This is a genomic window from Geodermatophilus normandii, from assembly GCF_003182485.1.
Classification (GTDB): domain Bacteria; phylum Actinomycetota; class Actinomycetes; order Mycobacteriales; family Geodermatophilaceae; genus Geodermatophilus; species Geodermatophilus normandii.
Genome location: NZ_QGTX01000001.1, coordinates 4,533,408 through 4,558,597, shown reverse-complemented (window position 1 = coordinate 4,558,597; position 25,190 = coordinate 4,533,408). Strand labels below are relative to the sequence as shown.

The window sequence follows — 25,190 nt, the reverse complement described above, 5'->3', positions numbered from 1 at the left end:
GTGCCGCGCCACGGGACGTCAGTCCGTCGAGGGCGTGCTCCCGAGGGGCTCCGACGGAGGCACCGCTCCGCCGGTGGCCGACCGGAGGTCGGCGTCGCGGGCGGCCACCAGCCGTGCCAGACGCATGAACAGCGACGGCGACAGGCGCATCAGCCGCCACGCGACCCGCGCCTGCCGAGGGGCGACGATGATCGCCCGGTCCCGGTCCACCCCGCGCAGGACGTCGGCGGCCAGAGCACCGGGGTCGTACAGGCGGCCCCCGCTCAGCTTCGTGATCACCGTGCGGGCGTCGAGCGCCTCCACGGTGGGGACCCGCGGGAGATCCGGGGGCATCCCCTTGTCCAGCATCGGGGTGTCCACGCCACCGGGGCAGACCACGGACACGCGCACGCCACGGTGAGCGGCCTCCCCGCGCAGGGCCAACGAGAGCCCGACCACCCCCCACTTCGTCATCGCGTAGGGAGCGAACCCGGGGTTCGGCAGGAGCCCGGCCGCGGACGCGGTGTTGACGATGTGCCCGTGTCCCTGCCGCACCATCACCGGGTAGGCGGCGCGCACGCCGTGCACCACGCCCCGCAGGTTGACGTCGACGGCCCTGTCCCAGTGGGCCAGGGACAACTCCTCGACGGGGCCGCCGATGCCCACGCCGGCGTTGTTGAACAGCAGGTCCAGCCGGCCGTACCGCGCTGCGGTGTCCGCCACGAGGGCATCGACCGCCGCCGCGTCACGCACGTCCAGGGCGGCTGCCGAGGCCGCGCCCGGTCCGCTCGCGGTGAGCTGCTCCGCGACCTGCACCGCGGCCGCGTCCTCGGTGCCCGTGAGGACGACCCGGTCGCCCCGGCGCACCAGGGCCGCGCTCAGCGCCCGTCCGATCCCCGAGGTCCCACCGGTCACGATCGCCACGCGCGGCACGGCCCACCTCCGGCTGCCCGGCTCCGTCCACGTCCTCCGCGCCGACCAGCCTGGCTCGCCGCCCGGCTCAGGACCAGCACCGCGCCGCTCGAGCGGTCGGCCGGTCACCGCTCACAGCCGTCGGGCGGCGTGGTCCGCCGGGCCGTGGCAAGGACGTGACGACTCGTGACGGTCCTCGACGCGCCCGCGACGTCGCGGCCGACAGCCCGGTCGGATCACGGAACGCGGAGAGCGGGTGACCGGGATCGAACCGGCATGGCCAGCGTGGAAGGCCTGATCCTCTGAGCGATGCCGTTCCCGGTCAGGGGCTCGAAGGGCGGCATTCGTGCCTTCCGATTGCCTCAGTGGCGGGCTCCGTGTCCGCGCTCCACGGCGGTGCGGGCGCAGGCGATCAGCAGGCGGAGTTCGTCGATGACGAACAGGTGGTGACGGAGCGGTGACGGCCCGGCCCGATGCTCCAGGTCACGGGCCAGCGACTCCGCGACCCCGGTAGGGAACGCCGCGCAGGATCCGATCTCTCGGTGCTGCGGTGGCCATGGGGCAAGGGGATGGGCGCAGCAGATGACCACCACCGGTTCCGGGACCCAGCTGCATACGGATGTGCTCGAGGGATGGTTCATCGAGACCTGCGATTGCGAGTCGCTCTGTCCCTGCTGGGTCGACGACGACCCCGATGACGACCACTGCACAGGTCTGTTCGCCTGGGTGATCGACCACGGCCGGGTCAGCGGTGTCGATGGCCTCGTCGATGTCGGAGGGGCCCGTGTCGTCAGCATCTCCACCCACAACGGCCGGCGACGCGACCCCGACGGGGGGCGCTACTCCGTGCTCTTCGTCGACGTGGACGACGTCGTCCACCGGGAGGACGCCTACGACGCCCTCGAGCGGGCGTTCGGTGCGCCCCGGGGACCCCTGGCGGATCTGTCCGAGGTGATGGGAGCGGTGCTGTCGGTGTCCCCGGCGGAGATCCGGGTCGAGGGTGAGGGGGCCGGGGGAAGGACGGCCGCTGGTGCATCCGGGTCCACGAGAAGCGAGGGGTCGACGACGCCCGACACCCCACCGAGTCCACGACGAGCGACACGCCGACCTTCGAGGCGGACGGGACGGACCTCGTCTTCGATCTCCCGGCCGGCGCGGCAACCGCGTCCGATGGCGAGGAAGACGGTGCAACGTCCGGAGCTGCACCGCTCTCCCTGAACCGCACGGCCCTGCACAAGGAGCTCGCCGCGGTCGGATCGGTGACCGCGATGACCGCGACCCGTTTCCGGCTGAACCTCCCGGCGCTACCGGCCGGCTATGTGGACGCCGAGCGCCGGTCCGCCATGCGAGGCAGGTTCCGCTACTCGGGTCCCGCCGACCGCGCCGAGTCCGGCACCGGGCCGGGATGAGCATGGCCGCGACACATCCCGTGCCCGGTCGTACGGGGCGCTCGCCCTGGACCGAACGGCCGGTGCTGCCCGTCGGTGTCCTGGTGGCTGCCGGCGGCGCCTGGCTCGCGTTGTACCTGATCGACCAGTGGAACGGTGCCGGGCACCGGGGGCACGTGCACGGAGGGCACTCCTGGTCGCCGGGGGCCGGCTGGTCGCCGTCGGCGGCACTGGCCGGGTGGGGGCTCATGGTCGTGGCCATGATGCTGCCCCCTGCGTTGCCTCTCCTACGGATGCTGCAGCGACTGGCAGCCCGGCACCGCACCCAGCACCTGCTGGTCGCGTCCGGGGCCGGCGCGTTCATCGCCGTGTGGATGGCCGTCGGCGTGCTGTTCGTGGCCGGCGAGGCCCTGTTCTCGGCCGTGGCGGCAGAGGCGTGGCGACCCGCTCCCCAGGTTCTCGTCGGTGGGGTCTTGGTCCTCGCCGGTGCCTTTCAGCTCTCCCCGCTCAAGCGCCGGTGCCTCACCGCCTGCCGCAGTCCGCGCACCTTCGCGGTCGCTCACTGGCACGGCGAGCGCCGGCCGGCGGTCGAGGCCGCCACCATCGGTGTCGCCTACGGCGCGTCCTGCGTGGGGTGCTGCTGGGCGCTGATGGCCGTGTGCCTCGCGGGGGGAACGGCCCACCTCGCGACCATGGTGCCGCTGGCCGTCGTCATGGCCGCCGAGCGCACCACCCGCACGGGCCTCCGGCTCGTCCGCCCGACCGGCGTGGCCGCCGTCCTCCTGGGCCTGGTGCTCCTCAGCACCGCGTCCTGACCGTCCCGGTTCTCCTGCTCCGATCGAGGTGCTGGTCATGGCTTCCCGCTCGTACGACGTCGTCGCGACGTCGATGCCGATCGTCTACAACGTCGACGGGGACCACGACCCGAACGGGTTGCTCTACGCCCTCGAGGCGCACCGGCCGCTGCTGGACTGGGTCCGGGCGCGCTGGGAGGACGAGGACGGATACCTCCCGCGACTGCACCTGCGCACGCAGCGCATCCAGGTGCTCGTCGACGACCTGCGGCGCTACGAGGAGACCGTCCTCGGGCACCGACACGACGACCGGCGGGTGGCCCGGACGCTGGACGAGGAGTACGAGGAGACGGCCGAGGACGCGCTGATCGACCGGGAGGTGCTGCAGGAGCTCCGGGTCCACCAGGGCCGATCCCGCGCCGCCCCCGACGGTGACGAGGGCCCGCGCCGGGGCGCCTCGCCGCGGGTGCAGAGCATCGAGCGCCACGTGCGGGGGCTCGTCGACCGCATCGCCACGCTGCTGGACCTGCTCACCGACGGGCAGGTTCGTGCCCTGCCGGTCGACCCGGAGACCGGCCGGCCCGACGTCGCCGACCTGCTCAAGCGCTGGCGGCTGGCCCTCGAGAACGGCCGGCGGGGGATCGAGGCGTGGTTCGAGCGGGTCGAGGCCGACCCCCTCCGCCGCTTCGACGCCGACCGCCTGTCGGCCGCCAGCGGGCTGCCGGCGGAGCGCGTGCGGCGGCTGCTGCTCAACGACCACGCCGACGACGACTGGCGGCGCGCCCGCGCCGCCGGCGCGGACCGGGAACTCCTCGACGAGCAGGACCGGGTGCGGCGCTACACCCGGTTCAACCCGATGAAGCCGGTTCCGCTGGTCCGGCCGCTGGTCCTCCGTGCCCACGAGGGCGAGACCGTGCGCATCCGGCTGCAGAACTCCGTCCGCGGGCGCCGGGTGGGCCTGCACCTGCAGGGCGACGGCATCTCCACCGGCCTCGCCCGCGGTGTCCGGCACGACGACGGGGCCGCGGTGGGGGTCAACGACCCCAGCACGGTGCGCCCCGGCGGGTGCCGGACCTTCCTCTGGAACGCCGGCCGGCAGGGCGTCTGGTACTTCAACGACCTGGCCGACCTGCGCGGGACCCAGGCCGGCACCAACGCGCACGGACTCTTCGGGGCCCTCGTGGTGGAGCCGCCGGGTGTCCGCTGGCACGACCCCGAGACGGGTGAGGACCTGACCCGGTCGCCCTACGGGGACGGGCTCGACGTGGACATCCGCGTCCCCGGGGAGCAGGCGCTCGCGGCGGACGAGTACGTCGACCTGCACACCACCCTGGTCAGCCACCGGGAGTTCACGATCTTCTTCCACGACGAGCCGGAGGTGCACAGCGCCTTCCACGTGGGCGACGTCGACCACACCGTGATGCCGATCTCCTACCGGGCCGAGCCCATGCCCAACCGGCTGCCTCACCGGATGCGCCGGCTCGCCGAGCAGCCGACCCCGGGCCGCCTCAGCGACACGGGGGTCGACCTGCAGGCCGTCGGCGTCGAGTACGACACGGAACTCGGCGAGGTCTTCCGCACCGCCCGGCGCGACGGCCGCTGGCTGGAGTACGTCGCCGGGGAGGAGCAGCACCACAGCTCCTGGCTGTTCGGGGACCCGGCCATCCCGGTGGTCCGCGCCTACGCCGGTGACCCGGCGCGCGTGCGCCTCGTGCACGGCGGGGTCAAGGAGACCCACGTCTTCCACCTGCACGTGCACCAGTGGCGCGCCGTCGCCACCGACACCGCCCTCCCCGGCGAGGCGGCCGGCTCACAGCTGCTCGACGCCATCACCATCGGCCCGCAGACGGCCATCACCATCGACCCGCTCTACGGGTCCGGCAGCCGGCAGCGCGCCGTCGGCGACATCATCTGGCACTGCCACCTCTACCCCCACTTCCACCACGGCATGTGGGGGCTGTGGCGCAGCTTCGACCAGCTCGTGGACGGCCGCCGGCTGCTGCCGGACGGCGCCCCGTGCGCCGGGCTGCAGCCGCTGCCCGGCCGTCCACCCGACGCCGACCGGTTGGGCTTCCCCTGGTTCGTCGACGCCACCTTCCCGCAGAAGGCGCCACCCCCGCCGGCGTGGGAGGACGAGCACGTGGTCGGCCGCCGCCGCCTGCTCTACGGCATCCGGGCCAGCGCCGCAGAGGAGGCCGCCGGCGATCCGGGGTGCGCCGGCAAGCCGGGTTCCTTCTTCATCGACCTCGACACACTGGCCGCGACGTGGAACCAGCGGGCCGGGCTGCCGGGGACCCGGCTCGTGCAGCACGACATCGAGGTACGGGAGAAGCCGGTGCGGTACAACCCGTACGGCTGGCACGACCCGCACGGGCACCACTACGTCCTCAAGGGCGCGACCGTCGACGGCGTACCGCAGGCGGTTCCCGGACCTCCCACCGAGCCGGACGCCATCGAGCCGCTCTACACCCGGGCCAACCAGGGCGACGTCCTCGAGTCCCGGTTCACCAATGGTCTCCAGGGCCTGCCGCCGGATGCCTTCGACCACGCGCAGCTCCCGGTCGAGTGCGCCCTCCACGTGCACCTGACCAAGTTCGACGTCCTGGCCGCCGACGGCTCCTCGACCGGGTGGAACTACCTGTCCGGGACAAGTTGCGACGACCCGGTCCTCGGCCTGCCCGAGGCAGGACCCCGCCAGCTCCCGCCCAACGTCGGGTTCCACCGGTGGGTGGTCGACGAGGAGTTCGGCCCTTGCTTCTTCCACGACCACCTGCTGGCCAACTACCGGCAGAAACACGGTTTGTTCGCCGCCCTCAACGTCGAACCGCACGGCTCCCGCTGGCTCACCCCGCACACCTGGGACCCGGCGGCGGACGCGCCCACCGATGCCTGGACCGGGAGTCAGGCGGTCATCGCACCCGGCCCGGATGGCCGGCGGTTCCCGGCCTTCCGGGAGGCCTGCCTGGCCGTGGCCGACTTCGTGCCGCTCTTCGACGAGCACGGCGATCCGCTCAACCCGCCCGGGGAACTGGGTGGGGACGACGATCCCGGCGCCATGGCCGTCAACTACCGCTGCGAACCGCTCACCAAGCGCGGCGAGGACCCCTCCCGGTGGTTCAGCAGCCGCAGCCGCGAGGACGAGGACCGCAACGACCCGGCGGCAGGGCAGCCGGCCGGCGACCGGGCGCAGCCGCGCGCGGACGGAGCGGACCGGCACGGGCAGTGGGGGCGTGAGGACGGCGACCCCGCCACCCCGGTCATCTCCACCTACCCGGGGGAGCGGCTGCGCCTGCGGCTGGTCCAGGGTTCCCACGAGGAGCAGCACAGCTTCGTGCTGCACGGCCTGCGCTGGCGCAGGGACTGGCTGGTGCCGGAGTCCACCCTCGTCGACCAGCAGACCATCGGCATCTCCGAGGCCTTCACCGTCGAGGTTCCGGCGCTCGGGGACGAGCGGTCCTACGGCCCGGGGGACCACCTGTGGCGCTTCGCCGCCATCGACGACACCTGGCTGGGCTGCTGGGGCCTGATCCGGGCCCTGCCCCCGACGGTGGGCCGACTCGCCGACGTGCGGTCGCTGCACGGGGACCGCCATGCACTCCTCCGCCAGCGGCCGGTGCCGCCACGGCCACACCGCCGACCCGACGGGACGTACGCCGGCCCGGTCCGCGACTACGTCGTCGTCGCCCGGCGGCGCGAGATCCGCTACGACGGCACGGCCCTCACCGACCCCTGGGGCCTCGTCTACCAGCGGGCCGACCGAAGCGAGCCGGTCGCGGCCGGGCCGGGCGCCGCGCGCGGCGACCGGCGGGCCGTCGGTGTGCACGACACGGGGGAGCCGCTGGTCCTCCGTGCCCACCCCGGCGAGTGGATCAGGGTCACCCTGCTCAACGAGGTCCTCCTCCCCGAGGACGAGGTGGACCCCTACCTGCCGCGGTTCGGGCCCGAGCTCCTCCCGCCGCGGGTACCGCTCGACGAGCGGGTGCGGACCGTGAGCCCCCGGGTCTCCCTGCACGCCTGCCTGCTCGGCTACGACGTCGTCTCCGACGACGGGTCCCACGTCGGGTTCAACCGGGACAGCACGGTCGCGCCCCTGGCGGTGCGGGACGACCACGGGCACGAGATGGCGGCCGACCCCCAGGCGGGGATCGTCGTCGACCGGGCCGACCACCGCCACGGTGCCTCGGGGCCGAACTGGCGCGAGTACTGGTGGTACGCCGACGACGGGCTGGCGCCGGCGGGGTCCATGGGACAGGTCTGCTACCTGCACGACACGGCCGACGTCCGCAACCACCCGCACCACGGGCTCGTCGGCGCGGTCGTCGTCGAGCCCCGCGACCTCGTGCCCGTGCACCCGAGGACGGGGGCGGAACGGTGGTCCGGCACCCACGTGCTGCTGCGCAGAGGCGGGGAGACGCTCGCCAACGAGCAGGTCCTCTTCGTCCGGGACGGCATGCGGCACTTCGTCGCCGGCAACCCGCTGGTGCCCGTCCCCGACGTGGAGATCGACGTCGAGGCGGAGGACTCGGGGCAGAAGGGGGTCGGCTACGGCAGCGCGGTCGTCCACCACCCGACCGGCATGGCCCGCTCCCGGCCACCGACCCCGGTCTGGGCCGCCCGCGTGGGCGACACGCTCTGGCTCCGGCTCGTCGGCGCCGCCGACAAGCCGCGCAACCACACCTTCACCCTGCACGGGCTGGCCTGGCCGGCCGCGCCGTGGGTGCGCGACGGCCGCTCGGTCGACTGGCTCGGGTCCCTGTCCGGGTTGACCGCCGCCACCGTCCACGACATCGAGCTCACCGCGACCCGCAGCGGGGACCACGCCTACCGCACCGGTGTCCTGAAGTGGGCCCTCGAACAGGGCATCTGGGGCATCCTGCGAGTCGAGCGGCCAGGGGTCCGGGGGTGGGCCGAGGCCGTCGGCACGGTCCGGGACCAGCTCGCCAGGCTCCTCGGGACCGAGGTGGGGAGACGGCGTACGTGAGCGACGGCGACTCGCGACCGGTGAGGCCGGCTCCGTCGAGCGGTCAGCCGGGCAGGTGAGCCTGCTTGGCTGCCAGGCCTCGCTCCTGGCATGCCCTCGCCCCGACCGCTGCGGAACCAGCTCGGCTCCGCCTACGCCGTCCTCCATTGACCGGCGCCTGGAAGACCTGCGCGGCTCAGCCCTCGGCCTCCGCAACCTCACGAGCTACATCGCCAGGAGCCTGCTGAAGACCGGCGAGTCCAGACCGCGAAGGCACCCTGGATGGCGATGATCCCGTACGGGCTACAGGCCACTTCGTGACGCTGTGGGGCGTTGCGACGAACGGCGGCGGGACCCTGTGCGGCGTCAGATGCGGCCGGTCTCGTGGGCCCACATGGCGACCTCGACGCGGTTCCGGGCGCCGAGCTTGCGCATGAGGCTGGCGAGGTGGGCCTTGACGGTGCTCGGGGTGATGTGGAGCTCGCTGGCGATCTCGCTGTTGGTGCGGCCCTGGGCGACAGGCACGAGGATCTCCTCCTCGCGGGCGGTGAGCGGTTCCATCGGCTGTCTCGGTGGTGAGGTCTGCCCGCGGGCGAACGCTGCGAGCAGTCTGACGGTCACGCTGGGTGTGATCAGTGCGTCTCCGTCGGCGGCGGCGTAGATGGCCTGGGTCAGCAGGGCGGGTCCGGCGTCCTTGAGCAGGAACCCGCGGGCGCCGGCTCTGAGCGCCCCGTGGACGTACTCGTCGAGGTCGAACGTGGTGATGACCACGATCGGCAGGGGGTCGGTGACGTCCGGGCCGGCGAGGCGTCGGGTGGCTTCGATGCCGTCCATCAGCGGCATCCGGATGTCGAACAGGCCGACGTCGGGGCGCAGCTGGAGCGCCAAGCGGACTGCCTCGCGCCCGTCGGCGGCCGCGCCGACCACGTCGATGTCGGGTTGGGCGTCGAGCAGCATCGTCAGCCCGGTGCGCACGATGGGCTGGTCGTCGGCGATGAGGACCCTGATGCTCATCGTGGCGTCCCGGTTCGGGGCAGGACCGCCTCCACCCGCCAGCCCCGCTCGGCGGCGGGGCCTGCGTGGAAGGTGCCGCCGAGCAGTGAGGCGCGTTCCCGCATGCCCACCAGGCCGTAGCCCGCTGTGGCGCGGCCGCCGGCGGCGGAGCCGTCGTCGTCGATGGTCAGCCGTACCCGATCGGCGTCGCCTGTGACGGCGACGGTGACCTGGGTCGCGTGGCGGGCGTGCCGTCGAGCGTTGGTGACGGACTCCTGGGCCAGGCGGTAGATCGCGGCCTCGACCGCCGGGCTGAGGTCGTCGAACTCGCCGGAGAGAGTCACCTCGACGCAGGGACGCGTCTGGCCATCGGTGGCGAGCTCCTCGACCTCGGCCACGCCGGGCTGCGGCGCGAACTCGGTGTCCCGTGTGGCGCGCAGCACGCCGACGATGGCGCGCAGCTCGGTGAGGGTGCGGGTCGCTGCGTCCTCGATGACGGCCAGCGCCTCGACGGCACGCTCGGGGTGGGAGGCCGCGATCGCACGTCCGGCTTGGGCCTGGATGGCGATACCCGACACGTGGTGGGCGACGGTGTCGTGGAGCTCGCGCGCCAGCTGTTCACGTTCGCGGGCCTTGGCTCGATCGATGTCACGGATGCGGCTCTTCGTCCGATAGCGGATCGCGGCACCGAGCGCGGCGGCGAACAGGAAGAACCCGTACCCTGCGACCGCCTCCCACAGGCTCGTGTAGTCGGCCAGGTGGGTGACGGGCAGCCAGAGCAGGATGACGCCGAGGCCGCCTGCGGCTTCCCGACCGGAGCCCCACCGGAACAGGGCGTAGGCCAGGATCAGCAGCCCCGACGTGCTGTTCAGCGGGGTGCCCTGCGACCCGGTGAGGATCCGGACGGTGTCGACGATCGTCAACGTGCCGAAGGAGACCGCGACCGCGACGAGCGGGTGCGTGCGTCGCCACAGCAGCGGGCCGAGGACCGCGAGCGTGTAGAGCAGCAGCAGCGGGCGCGGCATCAGGTCCCGGCGAAGCACCAGTTCCACCACGGACCAGCCGACCAGTGCTGCGACCAAGGCCCAGTCCCGCGGCCCCCGGTCCGGGGCATTCGGTGGTCGAGGTTCGGCCCACAGCGAGCGGAGTGCGCTGGTGGCCATCTGATCAGCCTAGGCAGCCCGCGTGCTCGGTGTATCCGCCGAAAGCACGAGAGCTCGGCTGTGCCAACGGCCAGGTCGGATCAGGCTCCGGGGCTGATGTGTCCGCCGTCGACATCCGTGAAGGTGGCAGCGCCCACCTGATCGAGCCAAGGAGCAATGTGATGAGAACGCCTCGATCCCACACCGCACGGGAGAATCCGCCGATCAACAGCGCGCTGGAAGATCGGCGCTTGCCCGTGCAGGCCAAACTCGCAGCAGCATGGACGAGCTTCATGTTCCTGTACGTCTACGTGGACATCCTCAACTTCTTCAAGCCCGGCGTCGTCGACGACATCCTGGCCGGAATCGTCCACGAGTACGACGCCGGCCCGACGTTTCTCGCCATCGGGCTCACGCTCATGGCGATCCCGATCCTCATGGTCGTCCTGTCGATGACGCTACCCGCCCGTGTGAACCGCACCGCGAACCTCATCGTGGCTTCGGTACAGATCCCCGTCGCGGCGTACAACGCGGTGGGCGAGTCCTGGAGCTACTCCTACTTCTACGGCCTCTCCATCGGACTCGAGGTGCTGATCCTGGCCTTCATCCTGCGCTCCGCCTGGACCTGGCCACGCCGCACCGCATCACCGGCGACCCCGGCAGCCGGCCTCGACAACGAGGCACTCCGCACACCGCAGCAGGCGTGACTGCCCGCCCCACGCCCGACCATCCTCCGCTCGCGCCACCCGCGGGCACGGTCACCGCGCTGGCCCTCAGCGGCTTCTCGGCCGCGACGATGCTCGCCACGACGGTGAGCGGTGCGGTGGCACGGGTGTGGATGCCCCTGGTCGCAGCCTGGAGCCGGCGCCGGTCGGTCGTCCACCGGCCCTGAGATCCCCCACTGCACCTCCATGCACGTCGTGCGGGAACTCGGTGGAGTCCGTCGAGACGACTCATCCCGACCCACGAGAGGAAGCCGCCATGCTGCTCTACGACGCCCCCGCTGCAGAGGCTCTGCACGTGGCAGCGGATGAGGCCCGACGCCTGGGCGCGACGACGTACGAGACCGGGCACGTCCTCCTGGGCCTGTTGCGGACCGCGGACGCGGTCACCGCGACCGTGACTCTCGACCATCCTCAACTGACCGAGGCCGCGATCCGCACCGCTCTGGGCGCCCCCTCCGGACGGACCCAGGAGGACGGCGACCACGAGGCGCGGAGCAGCCGGTCGACGCCGGAGCCATCGGCCGAGTTCCGCCGGGCCGCGCGGCAGTTCACCGCGAAGTGGCGTCCGCTGGTGCGCAGCAGGCGGCTGCGACCAGGCCTGAAGCTGGGCACCGGCGAGCTGTGGCTGACCGTGCTGGAGCCGGGCACCGCGTCGGCCCGCGCCCTCGCCTCACTGGGCGTCGAGCCGGTCGACGTCCGTCCCCTGGTGCTAGCCACGATCGTGCCGGATGGCGCGCCGGTGCCGGACTGGCCGGAGGAAGTGCCTGCCGGGGGAGTCCGGCGGCTGCTCGACCGGCTGCGCGGCACGGGGAGTGCGCCGTGACCGCCGACGCGGGCCTCTGCGTCCTGGCACGTCACGGTCCATCGGTGGGCCGCTCGACGCACCCGATGAGTTCCGGCACCTGTCGCGCGCGCCGGCCTCAGCGACACCTTCGAACAGCGCCTTCTCCACGATCACCGGCTCGCATCGTCCCGGCGGAGGCAACTCGTGCCCACTCCTGAGTCAGTGGATCGCGACTTCGCCGTGGAGGTCGTCGGCCGCCACCGCCGGTAGGCAGCTTCGAGGCCGTCCGCGGCGTCTCCCTCACCCTCCATCCCGGAGAGGTCTTCGCACTTACGGGCGTCAACGGCGCCGGCAAGACCTCCGTGCTCGAACTGGTCGAAGGCCTGGCCACCGCCGACGGAGGCTCGGTCCGCATCCTCGGCGCGAATCCGCTCACCGAGCGCGCCCGGGTCCGGGCACACATCGGCGTGCTGCTGCAGTCCAGCGGACTACCTGGCGACCTCACGGTCGGCGAGAAGCGGCACACCTGGGCGCGCACCCTTACACGCCCGGTCGCCGAGGCGCCTACAGGCGGCGAACTGTCACCGTTTCTATGGGACGGGGCCCGTGTCGATATGGGTCGTCCGCGAGGCGGCGCAGGGCCTCTCCGCGCTGCGGAACCGGTACAGCCCGCGAGCGAAACCGGTCACACCACGCCCGGTCGTGTCAGCGCACACTTGGGAGCAGAGCCGAAGAGATGGGGGCGCCCACGTGGGTCGGAGCGCTCCAACTGTGTCTGCGGACTGGGCTTCTCGAGGCCGTGCCCTTCCGTGCCCTTCCGTGCCCCGAGCACCGGCCAAAGCCGGTGGTCAGCGGTCAACACGGGTCAGCACCGTTGAGGTACGGAAGGAGCAGCGCCGCGCGGCTGAGCTGCGCAAACGGGCATCTGGGCTGGTCAAGACATGGAGCGGGTGACCGGGATCGAACCGGCATGGCCAGCTTGGAAGGCGCTGGCTCCCGACGCACTTCTCTGCTGGTCAGACGGCTACAAGGCCACGGGGCGTGCCTTCTGCGTGCCTTAGAGTTCAGCGGGCGGTGGGTGGTGTGCGGGCGCCGGCAGTCAGGCTTCGTGAGTTTGAGCGTGCGGACCCTGTCTGCCGCACTCCTACAGGTAGCGCACCTCGCGAGGATCCGTCAGACCATTTCAGACTCGGCCGGGTGTCTCGTCCTTCAGGTGTGGCTCGACCACCCTGAACGGCGACAAACCCTCCGCCCAATGTCCTTGGGGCCTCCTCCGCCGGCTAGCCGTCCCGCCAGAGGGTCCACGTCGAGGTGGGGACGAGGCGGGCGTCTACACGGGCCAGCCAGTCGGCCAGAGAGGGCAAGTGGTAGTGCTGTGCTGCGGTGACTCCAATAGCGACGCCCCACCGGAAAACTGGCACGGCCCGCGCCCTGGCGAGCCGTTCAAGCTCCCCTCGCACCTCAGCGCGGACGCGTCCCTGACGCTGGTCCACCGCTGCCTCTAGCAGGGGAAGGTCGGGCAACCCGCCGTCGAGCCCGCCGAGGTTGCCGAGGACGGTACGCAAGTAGTCGTCGCGCCGCTGCGCGTAGCAGGCGTAGGCGCCTGCCAAGCCGAGTAGCGGGGCTGACCACTTGTCGTCGGTTAAGCGCGTGGCCTCCTCCTCACCCAGTTCCTCAAGCCGTCCCGCCGAAATGAGGCGGTCCCAGTGTGCCGACGGGGTCCGCGACAGCGGCTCGACTCGAGGTGACCGACCGAGATGTACCGCAAGTGCGCCGTGCTCGTTGATCGGGAATGAGAATTGCCCGCGCGATGCACTTACCGTGCAGTACGTCGCCCAACGGACGCCTCCGCTGCTGCCCTGCGACCACCTGCCGCGCCAGGAGGCGCCTAATGGCTCGGTGGGGCGTATGTCCCCCACGACGTCCGTCCCGCTCCGCATCCGGCCGGTGACGGGGCTGCGCCTGGCGGAGACCAGCGAACGCGGCGGATCCTCAGACCCCGCCCCGGCGTCGGGCGCAAGCAATCGCACCCGTAGCGGCTCCGTGCCGATGCTTTCCGGCAGCACCACCGTCTCTGTGCTTCCGGGGCGGACCACAACCCGGTGAACCCAAGACCCCCACGGCAGGCTGAGCTGGACGGTGACCGGCCCGGGGTCAACCGCTACGAACGGAGACCACACAAGTCGGTCTAGGGACAGATGCTGATCGCACATCGAGACGACGTCCTCGTGCACGAGCAGCCCGGCCAGGCGCTTGGATGCGGCCTCGGTCAGCGGAAGCGCGACAGCGGTGGACAGGGGCGTGGTGGCCGGGTGGCGCACAACCACGCCGACGTCTCGCGAGGTCGTGCGGTTAATGGCGTCGGCCATCCGGTAGGCCAGCGGGGCAAGGCTGGCGAGGAAGCCGGGATGACTATGCAGGACCGGCCCGCTTTCATGGCGCACGAGCGAAACGTTCGCCTGATTGCCGGTCAGAAGCTGCTCGACCGCCTTGTACGCGGCCGCTGACATGCCTCCGATGACGTCGCCGCCGCTGCCGACGGTCTGTACGCTGACGACCGTGTCCGGGCCCGCGGGCGGCGGCGCAGGAGGCTCGAGCTGGAACAGCACCTCGAAGTCTCGGTCCGCGACAAACTCCTCCTGGGCGGGTTGCGCCCATCTACCCCCGGCGGGGACCCTGCAGCGCACGGCCACCGGCAGTCCCGCAGGGATGACGCTCTCGTAGGGAACCTGCACCGACTTGGATGGCGGGATCGGCAGTTCCCGCCGCCAGGCGGTGTCGTCCGACCACAGCATGAGCTGCTTCACGTCGGCGGCTGCATCCGCGGGATCCACGGTCACGCGCACCCGCGCGCGACGGGTCGGCACAATTTCGACCACCGGCAGCGCTGGTGGCGTGGCGCCCTCGCTGAGCATCTGGTAACCCGGCGACTGGTCGCGTCTCTGCTGCTTGGCGATCTGAGTGACTGTGGGCGCGACCACCTTCGTCACTGCCTGGTCCAGGTTCAGCCGGTACACCCCGCTGGTTTCGTCGATGTCGAGGCACAGCCGATCGGGGTCGTCGAGGTCTAGCGTCTTGAGGAGCGTATGTAGGAACAGGCCGTGACCGTCCTTTTCGACGGCGCGCTGGCTCATCGCGGCCGCATAGCAGAACACCTGCAGAACGTCGGCACGCGGCGGGTCCGGCTCGACGGACGACGGCTGACCGGGGACGAAGCGCGTCCGCTCCGCCTGCGAGTACGGATAGTTGAGGCAGCCGTCCATCACCAGGAATTGCCTGCGGTAGGGCAGGCCCCGCAGGTACCGGGCGTACCAATCGATGCCCAAGTTTTTCCTGAGACCCTTGCGCGCCTCCTGGGTTAGAAAGACCCGCCCCCGGACTGGCTCGTAGAGGCCGTGCCCGCAGAAAAAGACGAACAGGCGCTTGCCCTGATTGTGGCCGAGTGTCTCAAAGGAGGGCCAGATTTCAGGTTCGGTGCAACCGAGCACGGGCAGGCCGAGGGCGATGAGCTCTGCCTTCGATTCGGCGGTCGGGGCCGCGTGCAGGAGAATCTGCGCATCTGGGACGCCGAGCCGGCGCAACCAGCCCACTGCTTGGACCGTATCGCGGACCGCGCCGGTGAGCTTCCGGACGTGAAGGTAGGCGTCGATGCCGATTAGCAACGCCCAGGTTTCGGCGGCCTCGTTCATCGCCGCAGCTGCTCGCGGATCAGCTCGTACGTCCGGTCCACGGTCCAGTATGCGCTGTGCGACATGGGGAACGGCACGTCGGCGTCGACGGGCTCGTCGTGTACACCGGCCGCGTTAACGAAGACGCCCTCGGCGCAGAACGACAGGAGGTCCTCGCGGTTATAAATGTTCAGCCATGGTGAAAAGGGTTGCACCCGGTTAGGCGACCGAGGGCTTAACGAGCTTAACGCGTCAAGCAGGTATAGGTACGGCGCCTGCGACCCGACCGTCACGAGCAGGTCCACGTTCAGCGGATCCGGCCCGCTCATCACCGTCGGATCGGCGAGGAGGTCGACCGCCGCGATCCCGCCGAGGCTGTGCCCAAGCAGAACGACGGGCTCTCCAGTGCCGTGCTGACGCAGCTCGCTGGCGAGGTACCCACGCACCTGCTCGCCGCGCTGGATGTAGAAGGCGACGTCGCGGATAAAGTCACTGAGTGGCTTCATGTACGTGACGCGCTTGCGCATCGCCATGCGAGTCGCGATCGGCCCGACGATCCGCCGCATCAGCGCGCCGCCAAGACCCATCGTAGGCGAGAGCTGCTGCTCAATCGCCTGCACGAGCGCCTCCCGCGCCGCGCCGTCGTAAAGCGCACGCGGTTCCGGCTCTTCGCTTTCAGCCGGCAGGTCGACCCCGGGCGCCAGGGCGATGGCGACCAGGGCGTCGGCCGTGGCGGTAACGAGGTCGCCGTCGTCGGGGTCCCCTATCCGATCGGCCGCCTGCGCCAGCATGTTCGCCTCCGCCAGCTCGTCACGCGCTTCGTTGACGGCGGCGCGGCTGAGGCCGGCGGTGGCCAGCGTCTCGTCGTCCAAGGTGAGGTCTTTGAGGCGTGCGCTTAGCACGACGCTGGCCAGGTCCTCCTCAAGTCCTAGGTCGTCGCCGCCGCCCATCGCCGGCGCGGGAACCTCGGCGAGGATGCGCAGCTCCGCATAGGGATCCGCAAGCAGAAGGTCCCACAGCGCCGCGGGGTCCTCATCCTCGAGCCCTTCTCCACGGGTGTCCTCCGGCGGCAGGGCGGGTCCGATGTCGAGGGGCTGCGGGCCGACGGCTTTCCCCCACTCGACGGCGTGCACCTGCTCCGCGCCCCAGCCCAACACTTTCTCCACCCCGTCCTTGATGTTGCGGACCGAGGCGGAGACGTCGCGGACGCCGGTTCCGTGGACAAACAGCAGCTTTCCGGTCATGCCGGTTCTCCCTCCGCGGGTGTGAAATTCTTGTGACGGGTGACTCGGCGGACCAGAGCCTTGGGTCCCGGCACGCCTCGGCCCGATCGTCGTGGAGTCAGCCGCTCACCACAGAGGTCGAAGGCGTCCGCCTGACGGGGGTCACTTCAGACGTCGTCGCAGGGCCTGGTGACGAGGTGGTGACGATGTAGTGACACACGCGGGCGATCCTGTCCCTGTCTAGCCCGACTGTCCTGGATGAGCCGGGAGGACGCCCCCCTCTCATGAGGGACGTATGCGAGTGCCGAGGGAAGTCGCATGGTTGCCGAGTGTGTTCCCTTTCGGGGCGATGATCACCGCTCCAAGGTCGTCGCTAGGCGATCCACCGCGTCATGTCGGCGGGGGAGATCGACGTGATCCGGGCCGGTGTCTTCGTCGGGGTCGACCGGACCGGCGACCTCCAGAGGCTCAACGATGCGGCAGCTGGGGCGCACCGCATGCACGCTTGGGCTCTCTTGCAGGGGCTGACCGACGAGTCTTTCGCCAAGCCGATCCCCGAGACGGACGTGCGGTTCCCCTTCTACGGAGACACGCTGTACGACCTCGTGGACGGGCGATCCGCTCACGCCGCGGCCGACATCGTGGTGCGGGGCGACGGCGCGGACGACGACGAGCAGCGTTTCACCCGCGCCGTGCTGGAGATCTGGCAGCACGCTGGCATCTCCGACACTCAGCTCGCCGAGGCGGCTGGCCAGGACGTGGTGGAACGTGGGCCGCAGAACTGGGAATGGTTCCAGGCGATCCTGCGTGCGGTGGACCGGTTTGTCCAGCACAAAAGCGTAACCAGCATCGCGCTCATCACCCGAGATGTCTATCAGTATCTGAAGAACCCGGCTATCCGCGAGGACATCGACAGCGGTGTGGGAGGCGCATCCGCCGACGGTGCCGAAACCGTCGTCGTCGCCCATTCCCTCGGCACCGTCATGGCGTACAACCTGCTGAGGCAGCGGGGCGATCAGCGCGGATGGCAGATTCCGCTCTTGGTCACGCGCGGATCGCCACTCGCGGTGACCGAGATCCGCAAGACCACTCACAGCTCCTTGCCGCTGCGCTGCCCATCCGTCGTGTCGCGGTGGTTCAACGCCCAGGACGAGCGCGACGTGGTCGCACTCCACCCCTCAACCCCACACATCTTCCGCTCAATCCCGCCACGCCGGCGATCGAGAACAAGCGGGACGTGCGGAACCGGACGCGTAATCGGCACGGAATCAGCGGTTACCTCGACGATGCGGAAGTCGCCGAGCGGATCTACCACGCCCTGGTCGCCCCAACGATCCCCAGCCCAGCACAGGGAGGGCCGAGGTGGAACGGACGCCGGCCATCGACAGCCGCGCTTCTGACGAGGAGCGAAGGACGACATGACGTTGTTGATCCGAGTCGACCAGCCAGAGGATGGCGAGAGGCTCACCGTGCACGGCTTCACGATGCAGGTCGGAGCGGATTCTTGGCCGGACAACCCCGAGTGCGAGGGGCTGCCTCTCCGCGACGATCTAATACTCGACCATGCCCGAGCCGCGGTGCTAGGGGTCGGTGATCCGCAGATGAGTGCGCCCGAAGCCGGGCGGGCGCTGTGGGAGCTGCTCGGGCCCAGCATTCACCGCTGGTGGCAGGAGAAGGCCGAGCGAGCGGGCGGATCGGTGTTGCGCACGTTCCTGGACGTACGGACACCTGAGCTCCAATCTCTGCCCTGGGAGCTGCTGGCGAACGCCGACGGCGAGCCGCTTTTCCAGAGTGACCTGCTGCCATGGGTGCGCGCGTGGCGTTCACAGCTGGCCCATCGAGAGCCGCTCACTGTGCCGGCAGGGATGCTCGTCGTCGTCGGCGACCGCAGCTCGGAGGACCTGATGGTCGACGACGAACTGGCCGCCATCCACGAGGCGCTTCGGGATGTCCCCGGACGTTGGTCGGTCGAGCTGTTGGAAGCCCCGAAGACGAGGCAGGAACTGGAGGACATCTGGCGGGAGGTGAACCCGGACGTCCTGCATGTCATCAGCCACGGCATCGATGACGACGGCGGGTCCGCGCTCCAGATGGAGGGATCGCTCGGGCTGTGGCCGCTGTTCCCGAAGGACATCAAGAACCTTCCCGACCCCGCACAGCCGGCCCCCCCGCTTGTTGTCCTCAATGCCTGCCGAACCGGGGATGCAATTGGTGGGCGGGAGGCGTCGAGGACATTCACTCGAGCCCTTTTGGAGCGGGGCAGCGCGGCCGTGGTGTCGATGCAGGGAGACATCCCGGCCGTGGGAGCGGTGGAGTTTTCCCGCAGGTTCTACTCAGACCTGGCCGCAGGCCGGGGGGTGGACGTGGCGGCGGCCACGGGGCGTCGGGCCATCGACAGCATATTGCGGATCGACGCGGACGACCGGTGCTGGGCACTGCCCTCCCTGACGGTCGCCGTCCACCCGGACGACGTGCTGCCGGTCAAGGTCCAGCCGGGCGACCTGACTCGAGTCGGCAGGCCTCCCTACCTCCGCCACTTCAAGGGGCTGACCGGGCATGTGGACCAGTCGACGGAGCGTCGGAGGTTCTGGCGCTCCGTCGACCCGGTCGTTGGCATGAGCCCCCAGAAGCTTTTGATCGTCACCGGCGACAAGGGCTACGGCAAGTCCACCATGGTGCTCTCGGCGTTGGTCACGCTTCGACTTCGGGGGCGCAACGTCGTCTACGTCGACCTCTCCGAGGTGAGCCCCGCGCCGACGAAGCAGAAGAAGCGGTTGAGCTGGCTGACGGTGCTGCGAGCGATGCGAGACGCGCTCTACGACGACTGGATGCCGGATGCGCCTGCCGACCCCCGCCGCCAGTTCGACCACAGCCTCCACTTCCTGATGCGGTACCGCGACCCCGAGCCCTGGACACCAGAGAGCTCGTTCGCCGACGACGGCAAGGAGTTCGCCTCGGTCGGCGAGGACTACGAGGAGTGGATCGCCAAGATTTTCACGTCGTTCCTGAACATGCTGGACGCGGCCGCTGGCCAACAACCGCTGCTCGTGGTCCTGGATTCCTGGGGTGCGGTGGAGCCTCCCGACGTCAGTGACGTCCTGTGCCCGCTGCTGCTCCAGCCGGTCGCGACAGAGCGTCAGTGGGATGGGCTGCGTTTCGTCGTCGTCGGCACCGACGAGCAGCTTCGGCCGCTCACCGACGAGGTTCGCGACTTGGCGGGTGACCGGATGGCGATGCGTGAGTTCCGCTCCGGAGAGCTGCTCCGCCTCGCCCGGGAGTTCTGCGCTCGTGTGGGCATCTCGCTCGAGGCGGAGAAGTGGATGGAGATCGGCCGGTTCGTCGAAGGGGTGGAGTCGCTGACCGCCGACCAGTTCGGATGGCTCATTGGTGCGGTGAAAATGAAGAGCAAGGGGTACGCCGGTGATCGTCGTTCGTAGACACTGGGCCGCCGCGTCAGCGGCGGAGGACGTCGGCCTCCGGTTGCTGTCCCTGTTCGACGAACCGGTTCGGAATTGCCTGCGCCGCTGCGCGGTGCCGCCCACCTTCGACCGAGCTGCGTACGAGGAATTGCTGTGCTCGAACGACGGCCCAACGCTGGCCGAGCTGACCACCATGGGCCAGGTCGAGGCTGCTCCCGGCGAGCCGGACCGTCATCGGCTGGCGCCTGGGCTACGGGAGACCTGCCTGAGCGACTGGTGGGCCGCCGGGGGACATGAGTCGGCGGTAAAGATGCAGGTACCGGATGGACTGCCGGAGCTCGCCCGAATTCTCGCCGACCGGGCCCACGACGACGCTCGCGAACTGGAGGAGCTTGAACTGCGCATTCTGTACGATTCCGACAAGGCGCGGGACCTGCTGCGCGACCTCTACAACAGCGCCGACAAGGAACACGACCTGGGCCGCTGCCGGGCGATCCTCGATGTACTCGACGTCGCCGCTCGCCGGCCAGTATTTGACCGCTCCCTGGTTGCGCTGCGCACCGAGTACGCCACCTACCTCGCGGCACGGACGAAGTGGGCCAAGGACTACTACCGGTCAGCCCTGTATACCCCCCGGCAGACGGTCGAGGCGGTACTCGAGGAGCTGCTCGGGGGGCGCCCGGGCCGGATGCTGCAGCTGTACGCCGACGGCGGCATGGGCAAGTCGACCCAATTGCGCTGGTTCGTCGCGCGGCGATGCGTCCCGGCACGCCTGCCCGCTGCCCGGGTGGATTTCGACGACGTGCACCCGGTCGCGGCGACCCGGCATCCGTGGTTGCTCCTTATCGAGGCGGCGGCCCAGTTGGACCAGCAGATCACCGGCTTGCCCTTTCAGGAGCTACTCGCCACGTACGGCCACTATGGAGCCCTGCTGACACGGCACCCGGCTGCCGACTTCGGCATCGCACCGCGCCACGCCTCACGCGGCGAGGGGGAGGACGTCCGCGAGCGGTTTGTCGCAGCCTTGTTGAGCCGCCCGGGCAACCGTCCCGCCGTGCTGGTGCTGGACACGATCGAGAAGGTGCTGCACCGTTCGGTCGACCCCACCGGCATCGTCGAACTCCTGTCCGAGGTCGTCCACCGCGTGCCGGCCCTGCGCGTCGTGCTTGCCGGCCGTTTCGACCTGCGTGAGCGGATGTCGGCGAATCTGCCAGAGCTTGCCAGCCACCATCTTCAGCGGCTGACGCCTGATGAGGAACATCACTACTTGGTGGACATCCGTGGCCTCCAGGAGGACATCGTCCAGCAGGTCCGGAAACTGGCTCAGGGACGGCCACTGACGTTGGCCACTTACGCCGACCTCATCTCCCGGCTAGATGACGTTTCGGCGGACGAACTGGCGGGCTGGCGCACGCCCGGCCTGCTCGCGGCCATCGAGCGGTACGTCGACCGAATCGAGGACGACCGGGTCCACTGGCTCCTGCGGTACGGCGTGATCCCACGCCGGTTGCGCTACGACTTCGTCGTCTCCGTGATGTGGCGGCCCTTTATGAGCGACGCGATGACGGGCAAGGGAACATGGGACGATCCGCAGCAGGACGACCGGCCCCGGCCGCGGGCCCGGGCTCGGGCGACGTTTCGCACTGATCTGGTCGCTCCCGAGACCGAGGCGCAGGTGCGGGACCTCTGGACGACGCTGCTCGACTACACCAGCGACTACGGGTGGATCTCGCTCGCCGCAGACGAGTCAGACGCGGTGCAGATCCGACCGGACGTGCTGGACCCGCTGCGTCACCTGATCCGCCCGCACCCAGTGTTCGCCGAGCTCCAGCGCGCCGCCGGCGACTACTTCGAGCAACGGGCCGCCGGCGACCCCGAGCACTGGCTCGACTGGACGCGGGAGGCGGTCTTCCATCGATTCCAGTTCAGCACCGAGGCCGGCATGGGCACCTGGCGGGCAGCGCTCGAGCAGGCGCGCGCGGCGTACCGATACGACGACTGCCTGGAGCTGGCGACCGAGATTCTGGGCGAGGACTACGTCGACCGCCTCGTCCAGCCCATCGGCAGCATGACCTACGAGGCGCTGGCGTCGGCGCACCTAGAGCGGGCTCGTTCCGCCGCCGCCCTTGCCGACCAAAACCTCGCCGGTCGGGAGGACCCGCTGTGGAGGGAGGTCGAGGCCGGGCTGGGTGCGGCACGCGCCCAGCAGGCCGCACGGCCGGAGATCCGCTTTCCGGTCGCAACTGCGGTGACGATCGAGGCACGTCTCGCCCTGGCGCAGGGTGACGCCACCCGGAGCGAGCGGTTGCTACGCCGTGCGCAGGATGACCTCGAGCCGTCCCGCGATCTCGCCGACCTCGAGCGGGCGCTGGGCCAGGCTCTGCTCAACTCACGCGGCCCGGACGCGATCGCGCACTTGTTGCGATCCTACGAGATCGCCCTCAGCGAGCGGGACCTCCCCGGGGCCCGGCAGTCAGTCATGGCACTGGCGCGGGCGTATGCGCGGAACGATGACTACGCCGCTGCCGTGAGTGTGTTCGGCCGGGCCCGGCAGGACGGCTTCCGGGTCGACACGGACGCCGACCTACGCTTGTTGGAGGCCCATCTCCTGCTTCAGGCCGGTTCTGTCAACCGGGCCATCCAGGCGGTCGAGCAGCTGTCCTTCGGCGGCGTGGCGGTGAGGGTCCAGGCCCCTCTCGTGCTCGCTCTGGCCCGCCTGCGAGTGGACGACTTCGTCGGCGTGTTCGCCGCGACGGACGGGGCGCTCGATAGCGCGGACCTTTCCGCCCAGGGGGTCGATGCCAGGGACGTCACTCTTGGTCTGCGGGGGATGGCGTACGCGGCTCTGCTGGACGCCGATCGCGGCGCCGCCGACCTTATGGAAGCGGCGGCACGGGTACGCGAGCTTAGTGACTACGACAGCGCGGCGATGTACTGCGCGCGGGCAGCGCTCGTCCTGACGACCGTCTCCGGCAAGCTGCTCGAGGCAGCGCAGGTCCTGGAAGAGGCACAGCGCACCCAACCCGAGTCCGGGTCACGCGCCTGGCTCCGGACTCGCCTGGCCACCGCACGTCTGCGGCAGGCGATGGGCGATGAGGGTGACGCGCAGGCGATTCTCCGAGATGCCTTAAACACCATGAGGCGTGCGGCAGCGTCTCCGGGCGACCTCGTCGAGGCTGGCTTGCACTACCTGTCGGTGGCGTCTCCGGGCGACCATGAGGAGCTCGTCGTCGGTCTGGTGGTGAACCTGCAGCGAGTGACGCCGCCGCGCGCGCGGCTGAGGCGTCTGGAGAACCTGGGAGAGCTTCCGCGGTTGCAGTTGCCCGAGCCGCAGGTGCGGCTCCTGCGTGCCCTGCTGATCGACGACCTCGACCTGGGCGGCACCGGGAGTGACCTTTCTACTGCGGAGCGGACGGCCCTCGAGTGGCGAGTCGCCGAGATCCTTCGGGTTGTCGGCCGGCCGCAGGAGGCGGGCCGCTACCTGGACTCGGCGCTCGCAGGTCGCGGCGACCTCCTCGGGTGGTGGTGGTGGCTGGATGGCATGGGACGGTTGGGGCCCCCGACCGCGGACGAGCCGACGCCGTCGGCCGCCCTCTTGCGCCGCCCTCCCCGGACGCTGGCGATCGCCTGCCAGGTCGCGCTGGCGGAACGACGTCTGGACCTTGACCCGCTCGACCAGGTGGTCACGCGCTTGGACGCCGCGGACCAACTCAGGTCGGGGCTCGGAACCGATCAGTGGACTGCGCGGATTGCGATGGTCCGCGCCGAGGTCGCCCGCCGGAAGGGTGACGAGCTGGCTGCTCGCCGGCACGCAGCGGAGGCCACGGCCGTCTACAGCCAGCTAGGTGACTCGCGGCGGCGCGACGAGGTGGCCGGGCGCTTCCAGCTCGGCGGCGAAGGCCATGTGGATGAGGGTGGGACGATCGAAGTGCGGTTCGGGCCGCTGTCCGGGCAGTCGCTCAACATCTCAGTGCTGCGCCCCGAGGGTGAGCGGACTGACCAAACCGTCTCGACACGCGAGTTCGGCGATGCGGAGGACTCCAGCCAGGCTCTGTCGCGACTTCGGACGATTCTCGGCTCGCTGGCCCACGGCTGGCGAGCATGGTCGGAACAGGTCGCTGAACACCTCCTGCCAAACGAGTTGCGAAAAGCGTTGACCGTCACCAACGGCCCACGGCGGCAGGTGCGATTGGTGTTTGACAGCCGCGACTCCGCCGCCCTGCCCTGGGAGCTCATCCGGGCGTGGGATGCGGACGTGCCACTCGTTCAGGGACCGGATATCGAGTTCGTGTACCGCAGCCTGACGCAGCCGCTGCGTGACGAAGCCAAGACTCGCACGCTGCAAAAGCTGCTCCGCCGCCTCGGACACTTTGCGGGGGTACCCGACGGTCTGCGAGGGCCGTCGACTGACCAGGCGATCTGCGATTTCCATGAGGCGGCAGGCATCGCCGTCCGCGCGGACACAGGGACAGAGACCTGGTCCGCCCTGCGCCGGCAGGTACTGGCGGAAGTGCCGCGCCACTCGCTGCGTGCGGTCGTCCTGCGGCCGGGCCGGGAGCGCGAGGCGGGTCGACAGCGGGGGTATGCGGCCGCCGGGCAGGAGCCGGTGGCCGCGTACCGGCAGCACCGGATCGAGCTCGTCACCGTGGAAGACCCCCAACCGGACGCGCTAACCGAGTTCGGCGGCCTCTTCAAGGAAGGCACGCCCGACCTGCTGCACGTAATGGCCCCGGTGCGGTTGACCACCGGGGCCACCGTGCTGGAGTTCGGCGAGACCGGCGAGCAGTTGTCGCGCAGGGGACAGCTCACCAGCAACATGCTATCGGTGAGCGCGCTGGGAGCCCTCTGCACGGTTTTGGGCAGCGGCGCTAAGTTGCCGCTGATCCTGCTCGACGTCCCGCTACCGTACAGCCCACTCGAGGCGACCCGGCACCTCGCCATCCGCAATTCCATGGCCCACCAGCTGTTGAAGCTCGGCTGTGCGGAAGCCGTCCTCGCGATGGGCTTGGCCGAGCCCCCGGATCAGGCGCAGATCCTCGATCAGGTGCTCGCCGGGTTGACCGAGGGAAAAGACATCGCCATCGTGACGAGCCAATTGCAGCGCTTCCGCCCGCCGGACGATTTCGCGGGCACGCTGGCCTGCGCCGGCTCCGCCCTCTTCCTGGAGAGACCGCCGATGTCACTGCTCCCCCTCGGGTACTGA

At 70.5% G+C, this 25,190-nt stretch carries 14 protein-coding genes and 2 pseudogenes; 11 read left to right on the top strand and 5 right to left on the bottom strand.

From position 1 onward, the window contains the following. Positions 1 to 18: 18 nt before the first annotated feature. Positions 19 to 903 (bottom strand): SDR family NAD(P)-dependent oxidoreductase, encoded by an 885-nt coding sequence (locus tag JD79_RS21775; protein ID WP_245900279.1) that lies wholly within the window; start codon positions 901 to 903, stop codon positions 19 to 21. A gap of 570 nt (positions 904 to 1,473) precedes the next feature. Here JD79_RS21775 and JD79_RS21770 point away from each other — a divergent pair. The 4 genes and pseudogenes from JD79_RS21770 to JD79_RS23220 form a co-directional block, all read left to right on the top strand. After that, on the top strand, positions 1,474 to 2,109 hold the full coding sequence (locus JD79_RS21770) for a DUF1326 domain-containing protein (RefSeq protein WP_110007211.1): 636 nt from the start codon (positions 1,474 to 1,476) through the stop codon (positions 2,107 to 2,109). Between the two features lie 253 nt (positions 2,110 to 2,362). Beyond that, a complete protein-coding gene (locus JD79_RS21765) occupies positions 2,363 to 3,094 on the top strand; it encodes a DUF2182 domain-containing protein (protein WP_170149309.1) in 732 nt (243 codons plus the stop codon). 37 nt (positions 3,095 to 3,131) lie between these two features. Further along, the gene (locus JD79_RS24360) at positions 3,132 to 8,054 is read left to right on the top strand and encodes a multicopper oxidase domain-containing protein (RefSeq protein ID WP_110007209.1); all 4,923 of its coding nucleotides are present in this window, start codon (positions 3,132 to 3,134) and stop codon (positions 8,052 to 8,054) included. A 103-nt stretch (positions 8,055 to 8,157) separates the two neighbouring features. Continuing rightward, positions 8,158 to 8,325, top strand: a pseudogene (locus JD79_RS23220) (ISL3 family transposase); the annotation flags it as partial. A gap of 74 nt (positions 8,326 to 8,399) precedes the next feature. Here the strand turns inward: JD79_RS23220 and JD79_RS21750 are convergent. Together JD79_RS21750 and JD79_RS21745 are read right to left on the bottom strand one after the other, a co-directional pair. Beyond that, positions 8,400 to 9,047 (bottom strand): response regulator, encoded by a 648-nt coding sequence (locus JD79_RS21750; RefSeq protein ID WP_110007207.1) that lies wholly within the window; start codon positions 9,045 to 9,047, stop codon positions 8,400 to 8,402. Then, a complete protein-coding gene (locus JD79_RS21745) occupies positions 9,044 to 10,189 on the bottom strand; it encodes a sensor histidine kinase (protein ID WP_110007206.1) in 1,146 nt (381 codons plus the stop codon). The genes JD79_RS21750 and JD79_RS21745 overlap by 4 nt, the downstream gene beginning before the upstream one ends. A gap of 98 nt (positions 10,190 to 10,287) precedes the next feature. Here JD79_RS21745 and JD79_RS21740 point away from each other — a divergent pair, with 98 nt between their 5' ends. The 4 genes and pseudogenes from JD79_RS21740 to JD79_RS21725 form a co-directional block, all read left to right on the top strand. Continuing rightward, the gene (locus JD79_RS21740) at positions 10,288 to 10,875 is read left to right on the top strand and encodes a DUF6326 family protein (protein ID WP_245900278.1); all 588 of its coding nucleotides are present in this window, start codon (positions 10,288 to 10,290) and stop codon (positions 10,873 to 10,875) included. Further along, on the top strand, positions 10,872 to 11,060 hold the full coding sequence (locus JD79_RS21735; RefSeq protein ID WP_110007205.1) for a hypothetical protein: 189 nt from the start codon (positions 10,872 to 10,874) through the stop codon (positions 11,058 to 11,060). The genes JD79_RS21740 and JD79_RS21735 overlap by 4 nt, the downstream gene beginning before the upstream one ends. A 128-nt stretch (positions 11,061 to 11,188) precedes the next feature. Beyond that, the gene (locus tag JD79_RS21730; protein ID WP_170149308.1) at positions 11,189 to 11,716 is read left to right on the top strand and encodes a hypothetical protein; all 528 of its coding nucleotides are present in this window, start codon (positions 11,189 to 11,191) and stop codon (positions 11,714 to 11,716) included. 308 nt (positions 11,717 to 12,024) lie between these two features. Next, a pseudogene (locus JD79_RS21725) lies at positions 12,025 to 12,555 on the top strand (hypothetical protein); the annotation flags it as partial. Between the two features lie 402 nt (positions 12,556 to 12,957). On the opposite strand, the gene JD79_RS21720 reads toward JD79_RS21725, so the two are convergent. Both JD79_RS21720 and JD79_RS21715 read right to left on the bottom strand, forming a co-directional pair. Next, positions 12,958 to 15,366, bottom strand: coding sequence for a hypothetical protein (locus tag JD79_RS21720; protein ID WP_110007203.1), 2,409 nt, complete (start codon positions 15,364 to 15,366; stop codon positions 12,958 to 12,960). After that, positions 15,363 to 16,589, bottom strand: coding sequence for a lipase family protein (locus JD79_RS21715; RefSeq protein ID WP_110007202.1), 1,227 nt, complete (start codon positions 16,587 to 16,589; stop codon positions 15,363 to 15,365). The genes JD79_RS21720 and JD79_RS21715 overlap by 4 nt, the downstream gene beginning before the upstream one ends. 371 nt (positions 16,590 to 16,960) lie before the next feature. On the opposite strand from JD79_RS21715, the gene JD79_RS21710 reads away from it, so the two are divergent. The 3 genes from JD79_RS21710 to JD79_RS23215 are packed head-to-tail and all read left to right on the top strand — an operon-like array spanning position 16,961 to position 25,190. Next, on the top strand, positions 16,961 to 17,968 hold the full coding sequence (locus JD79_RS21710) for a hypothetical protein (protein ID WP_110007201.1): 1,008 nt from the start codon (positions 16,961 to 16,963) through the stop codon (positions 17,966 to 17,968). An 18-nt stretch (positions 17,969 to 17,986) separates the two neighbouring features. Next, a complete protein-coding gene (locus JD79_RS21705; protein WP_110007200.1) occupies positions 17,987 to 20,005 on the top strand; it encodes a CHAT domain-containing protein in 2,019 nt (672 codons plus the stop codon). Next, positions 19,989 to 25,190: a peptidoglycan-binding domain-containing protein gene (locus JD79_RS23215; protein WP_211308102.1), complete on the top strand. Its 5,202-nt coding sequence runs from the start codon at positions 19,989 to 19,991 to the stop codon at positions 25,188 to 25,190. Before JD79_RS21705 ends, JD79_RS23215 begins: the two co-directional genes overlap by 17 nt.